Raw genomic sequence first — 5767 nt, 5'->3', positions numbered from 1 at the left:
CGCCCGCCCCGCCCGCCGAGATCGGCCCTTCCGCGCGAGATCGGCGCGTGCGACCGCCGATCTCGGCGCGAGCCACCGATCCCGGCGTCCTGGCCCCGCGCCCGCGTCCGGGACGACGAAGGGCGGCGACCCGACCGGGTCGCCGCCCCTGCGCGGGAGCTGTGCGGGCGTCAGCGCGCCGGCTGCACCTCGACCTCGACCTCGTCGATCTCCAGGTCCTCGTCGAGCACGTCGTCGTCCGCCGGGGCGGTGGCGAACGCGCGGTAGAGCAGCGCGGCGAGCGCGGCGCCGACGAGCGGCGCGACCCAGAACACCCAGATCTGGCCCCACGCCCAGGACTCGGAGAAGATCGCCGCGGCCGTCGAGCGCGCGGGGTTCAGCGAGCCGCCGGTGACGGGGTACGCCACGAGCATCCCGAACGCCACGGTCAGGCCGACCGCGAACGCCGCCTGCTGCCGGGTGCGCCCGCGCCGGTCGGTGGCGCCGAGGTACACGCCGACGAGGATCGCGGCCAGCACGCCCTCGAGCAGCAGCGCGGCGACCAGGCCGAACCCGCCGCCGCCCGTGGACTGGGCGATCGGGGAGTGCTCCCCGTAGCCGTTGGCGGTGCCGCTGAAGAACGACCGCTCGTTGCCCTCGAGGGCGGGCAGCGAGGTCGCGGTCACGAACAGCACGGCCGAGGCGAGCGCCCCGCCGACGAGCTGGGCCAGCCAGTAGGGCACGAGGTGCGCCCACGGGGTGCGACCGGCCAGCGTGCTGCCGAGCGTGATCGCCGGGTTGAAGTGGCCGCCGGAGACGTGCGACACGGCGACGAACGCCGCGATCGTGCCGAAGCCGAAGCCGAGCGCGATGCCGATGACGCCGGCGCCGCTGACCGAGGCGAACAGCGCGGCGCCGAGGCCCGCGAGGACCACGACGAACGTGCCGAACACCTCGGCGCCCACCCGGGCCACGAGCGACGGGCCGGTCAGGGTGGCGCGGACGGCCTGGATCTCGACCTCGTCCTCGTCCGGCGCGACGGCGGAGGCGGTGCCGTAGCCGCTGGCGGCGCCGTAGCCGACGGGGACCGCGGCGGGCGCGGGTGCCGCGGCGGGCGCCGGGGCGGCGGTCGGCTCGGCGGCCGGCACGGCCGGGGTGCCCTGCTGCGGGGCGGTGGCGCCGGTGGGGGCGTCCGGGGCCTCGGCGGGCTCGGGCTTGTCCTGCGACATGATGATCCGTTCGTCCGGGTGCGATGACGGGCGCGGACCGCGCCGTTCGGCGGCCCCGCACCGGGTCCGACCTGCGGGCGCGTCGCGCGCAGCCCCGGTCGGGCACTCACGTCGAGCATGCCACCGATCGCTGTGCGTCGCCTGGACGCCCCCCGGCTCCGCGCCGGTCGCCCGCGAAGTCTCTCGACGTCAAGTAATCTGGCCGCATGGCGAAGATCAAGGTGGTTGGACCGGTCGTCGAGCTCGACGGTGACGAGATGACGCGGATCATCTGGCAGTTCATCAAGGACCGCCTGATCCATCCGTACCTCGACATCGACCTGCGCTACTACGACCTGTCGATCGAGAACCGCGACGCGACGGACGACCAGGTCACGATCGACGCGGCGCACGCGATCAAGGAGCACGGCGTCGGCGTCAAGTGCGCGACGATCACCCCGGACGAGGCCCGGGTCGAGGAGTTCGGCCTCAAGAAGATGTGGCGCTCCCCGAACGGCACGATCCGCAACATCCTCGGCGGCGTGGTGTTCCGCGAGCCGATCATCATCAGCAACATCCCGCGCCTGGTGCCGGGCTGGAACAAGCCGATCATCATCGGCCGCCACGCCCACGGCGACCAGTACAAGGCGACCGACTTCCGCGTGCAGGGCGCGGGCACGCTGACCCTGACGTTCACCCCGGCGGACGGCTCCGAGCCGATCCAGCAGGAGGTCGTGACGTACCCCGAGGGCGGCGGCGTCGCGATGGCCATGTACAACTTCGACGAGTCGATCCGCGACTTCGCGCGCGCCTCGTTCGCGTACGGCCTCCAGCGGAAGTACCCGGTGTACCTGTCGACCAAGAACACGATCCTCAAGGCCTACGACGGCCGGTTCAAGGACCTGTTCGCCGAGGTGTTCGACGCCGAGTTCGCCGCCGCCTTCGCGGAGGCCGGCCTCACCTACGAGCACCGCCTGATCGACGACATGGTCGCCTCCGCGATGAAGTGGGAGGGCGGCTACGTCTGGGCGTGCAAGAACTACGACGGCGACGTCCAGTCGGACACCGTCGCGCAGGGCTTCGGCTCGCTCGGCCTGATGACCTCGGTCCTCATGACCCCCGACGGCCAGACCGTCGAGGCGGAGGCCGCGCACGGCACCGTCACCCGGCACTACCGGCAGCACCAGGCGGGCAAGCCGACGTCGACCAACCCGATCGCGTCGATCTTCGCCTGGACCGGCGGCCTCAAGCACCGCGGCAAGCTGGACGGCACCCCCGAGGTGACCCAGTTCGCCGAGACGCTCGAGGACGTCGTGGTGAAGACCGTCGAGAGCGGCAAGATGACGAAGGACCTCGCGCTGCTCGTCGGCCCCGAGCAGGAGTGGCTGACCACCGAGGACTTCCTCGCGGCCCTCGACGAGAACCTGGCCGCCCGCCTGGGCTGAGCGCCCCGGCACGGCGACCGACGGCCGCCGCCCCCACCTCGGGGCGGCGGCCGTCCGCGTCCCGCTTGCCGTCACGCTGTGAACGCACGCCGGTAGGTGCCCGCGGGGTGCCGGATCGGGGTGCGTGCGCCTGTATCCTCGACCACGTGGGCACCGAGAGAGTGACCCCGGGTTCGCAATCTTCACTCCGTGAAGCCAATCGCGCCCGGATCGTGAGTGCCGTCCAGCAGCGTGGCTCACTCACGCAGGTCGAGCTGGCCGGTGTCACGGGGCTGTCACCTGCGACGGTGTCGAACATCGTCAAGGAGCTCACCGGCGCCGGCGTCCTCGCCACGGCGCCCACCTCCCGCAGCGGGCGCCGCGCCCAGCAGGTCACCCTCGCGCGCAACCTCGGGCTGGTCGGCGGGATCCACTTCGGCTCGCGCTCGCTGCGGGTGACCGTCGCCGACGTCGCCCAGCGGATCGTCGCCGACCAGCGCATGCCGCTGCCGCCGGACCACCGCGCCGACGCGGGTCTGGAGCGGGCGTCGCTGCTGCTCACCGAGCTCGTCGACTCGGTCGGCGCGACCATGTCCGAGGTGCTGTCGGTCGGGGTCGGCGTGCCGGCGCCCGTGGACCCGGCCACCGGCCGCATCGTGTCGGTCGGCGTGCTGCGCGGCTGGGACGGGGTGTCGGTGCCGGAGGTGCTGGAGCGCCGGCTCGGGGTGCCCGTCCAGGTCGACAACGACTCGAACCTCGGGGCGCTCGCCGAGCTGCGGCACGGCGCCGCCCGCGGCAAGCGGCACGTCGCCTACCTCAAGGTCTCGCACGGCGTCGGCAGCGGCCTCATCGTCGACGGGCGGGTGTTCCACGGCCGGACGGGCGCGGCCGGCGAGTTCGGCCACATCACCATCGACGACAACGGCCCGATCTGCCGGTGCGGCAACCGCGGCTGCCTGGACGCGCTCATCGGCGCCCCGGCCCTGCTCCGGATGCTCGAGTCCAGCCACGGGCACCTCACGCTGTCGGACGTCATCGCCCGCGCGCAGGACGGCGACCCCGGCTGCCGCCGGGTGATCTCCGACGCGGGCCGGCTGCTCGCGGTGGCCGCGGCGAACACCTGCAACCTGTTCGACCCCGAGCTGGTCGTGGTCGGCGGGCGGCTCGCGGACGCGGGGCCGATCCTGCTGGACACGTTCCGGAGCGTGCTCGCGCAGCGGACCCTGCCGAGCACCGCGGGACCGGTCGAGGTGGTCGTCTCCGAGCTCGGCACCGCCGCCGAGGTGCGCGGGGCGCTGGCCCTCGCGCTGGACCACGCCGGTATTGCCCAGTCGATGGCGGTGGCAGGATGAGCCGGTGCAGCACGGCACGCGGCAGCGACGCAGCGGAGGAGGACCGATGAACCGGACACCGGGCACCCCCGTCCTGTCCGTGCGGGGCGTCTCCCGCAACTACGGGGCCGTCCGCGCGCTCGTCGACGTGGACCTCGACATCCACGCGCACGAGGTCGTGGCGATCGTCGGCGACATCGGCGCGGGCAAGTCGACGCTCGCGCGCGTCATGTCCGGGGCCCTCGCCCCCGACTCCGGGACCATCGAGGTCGACGGCGCGCCCGTCACCATGCCGTCGACCCGTGCCGCGCGCGAGCTCGGCATCGCCGCGGTCTTCCAGGACCTCGCGCTCGCGGAGAACCTGGACGTCGTGCAGAACCTGTTCCTCGGCCAGGAGCTCCGCCGCGCCGGGATGCTGGACGAACGCCGCATGGAGCGCCGCGCCTGGGAGGTGCTGAGCCAGCTCGCCGCGCGCGTGCCGTCCGTCCGGGCGCCCGTGCGCGCGCTGTCCGGCGGGCAGCGGCAGGCCGTCGCCGTCGCGCGCACCCTGGTCGGCAACCCGCGGGTGGTCGTCCTGGACGAGCCCCTGGCCTCGCTCGGCATCTCGCAGACCGCCGAGGTGCTGAACATGGTGGAGCGGCTGCGGGAGAGCGGGCTCGGCGTCGTCATGATCAGCCACTCCATGGTCGACGTGCAGGCCGTCGCGGACCGGATCGTGGTGCTGCGCCTCGGCCGGATCAACGGCGACTTCGACGCCGAGCACGCGTCCTACGAGGACCTGATCGCCGCGATCACGGGGATCACGCCGACGGGGCGGGCGGCTCGGCCGACGACCCGGCCGGCGACGCTCTGAGGCGCCCGCTGGGTACCGGGAAGCCGGTGCTCAGCGGAAGACGATCGTCCGGTGCCCGTCCAGCAGCACCCGGTGCTCGGCGTGCCAGCGCACCGCTCGGGCCAGCGCCCGGCGCTCGACGTCCTGGCCCAGCGCGACCAGGTCAGCGACCCCGCGCGAGTGGTCCACCCGCTCGACGTCCTGCTCGATGATCGGGCCCTCGTCGAGGTCGCCGGTCACGTAGTGCGCGGTGGCGCCGATCAGCTTCACGCCGCGGTCGTGGGCCTGCGCGTAGGGGCGGGCGCCCTTGAACGACGGCAGGAACGAGTGGTGGATGTTGATCACCCGGCCGGCCAGCGCACGGCACAGGTCGTCCGACAGGATCTGCATGTACCGGGCCAGCACGACCAGCTCGACGTCCAGCTCCTCGACCAGCTCCAGCAGCCGCGCCTCGGCGGCCGCCTTCGTGTCCTTGGTGACCGGGACGTGGTGGAACGGGATGTCGTAGAACGCGGCCAGGTCGGCGAGCGCGGTGTGGTTGGACACCAGCCCGACGATGTCGATCGGCAGCCCCTCGGACCGCTGCCGGAACGCGAGGTCGTTGACGCAGTGCGCCGCGGTCGAGCCGAGCAGGAGGGTGCGGACCTTGCGGCCGGCGACGTCCAGCGACCAGTCCATCGAGAACCGCGGGGCGAGGGCGCCGAGGGCGGCCTCCAGCTCCTCTCGTGTCCGGTCGGCGGCGACCTCGACGCGCATGAAGAACAGCCCCGACAGCGGGTCGCCGAACTGCTGCGACTCGGTGATGTTCCCGCCGTGCTCGGCGAGCAGCCCCGCGACGGCCGCGACGATGCCGGGCTGGTCGGGGCAGGACAGCGACAGCACCCAGGAGGTGGCGGTGCCGGGCGTGGAGGTCGGGGTCGTCACGCAGGGGAGGGTACCCGCGCCCGCGCGCGGCGGCCGGGGGCGGCGTCGGCGACCGGGGCCAGGTCCACC

General features: G+C 73.6%; 5 protein-coding genes. 3 read left to right on the top strand and 2 right to left on the bottom strand.

What is annotated here, in order from left to right; all coding sequences use genetic code 11:
- Nucleotides 1-170: 170 nt before the first annotated feature.
- Entirely contained in the window at nucleotides 171-1208 is a 1038-nt protein-coding gene (locus tag MHY85_RS19860) for an aquaporin (protein ID WP_239199922.1), read from the bottom strand.
- A 206-nt stretch (nucleotides 1209-1414) separates the two neighbouring features.
- Here MHY85_RS19860 and MHY85_RS19855 point away from each other — a divergent pair, with 206 nt between their 5' ends.
- The 3 genes from MHY85_RS19855 (at nucleotide 1415) to MHY85_RS19845 (ending at nucleotide 4795) form a co-directional block, all read left to right on the top strand.
- Nucleotides 1415-2632, top strand: coding sequence for an NADP-dependent isocitrate dehydrogenase (locus tag MHY85_RS19855; RefSeq protein ID WP_239199919.1), 1218 nt, complete (start codon nucleotides 1415-1417; stop codon nucleotides 2630-2632).
- A 107-nt stretch (nucleotides 2633-2739) separates the two neighbouring features.
- Nucleotides 2740-3963, top strand: a complete 1224-nt coding sequence (locus MHY85_RS19850) for an ROK family transcriptional regulator (protein ID WP_308191450.1) — start codon at nucleotides 2740-2742, stop codon at nucleotides 3961-3963.
- Nucleotides 3964-4009: 46 nt separating this feature from the next.
- Nucleotides 4010-4795, top strand: a complete 786-nt coding sequence (locus tag MHY85_RS19845) for an ATP-binding cassette domain-containing protein (protein WP_239199913.1) — start codon at nucleotides 4010-4012, stop codon at nucleotides 4793-4795.
- Nucleotides 4796-4825: 30 nt separating this feature from the next.
- Here MHY85_RS19845 and purU read toward each other — a convergent pair whose 3' ends face one another.
- Complete coding sequence (purU, locus tag MHY85_RS19840) at nucleotides 4826-5698, bottom strand: formyltetrahydrofolate deformylase (RefSeq protein ID WP_239199910.1); 873 nt, start codon at nucleotides 5696-5698, stop codon at nucleotides 4826-4828.
- Nucleotides 5699-5767: the final 69 nt, after the last annotated feature.

Origin of the sequence: Cellulomonas sp. ACRRI, from assembly GCF_022346185.1 — a bacterium.
Taxonomy (GTDB): domain Bacteria; phylum Actinomycetota; class Actinomycetes; order Actinomycetales; family Cellulomonadaceae; genus Cellulomonas.
Note: the sequence above shows the minus strand (reverse complement) of the source record. Positions and strands in the feature narration are given on the sequence as shown.

Excerpts from the sequence above, each read along its gene's own strand:
- MHY85_RS19845 (WP_239199913.1), top strand. The coding sequence starts at position 4,010 with ATGAACCGGACACCGGGCACCCCCGTCCTGTCCGTGCGGGGCGTCTCC.
- MHY85_RS19860 (WP_239199922.1), bottom strand. The coding sequence starts at position 1,208 with ATGTCGCAGGACAAGCCCGAGCCCGCCGAGGCCCCGGACGCCCCCACC.
- MHY85_RS19855 (WP_239199919.1), top strand. The coding sequence starts at position 1,415 with ATGGCGAAGATCAAGGTGGTTGGACCGGTCGTCGAGCTCGACGGTGAC.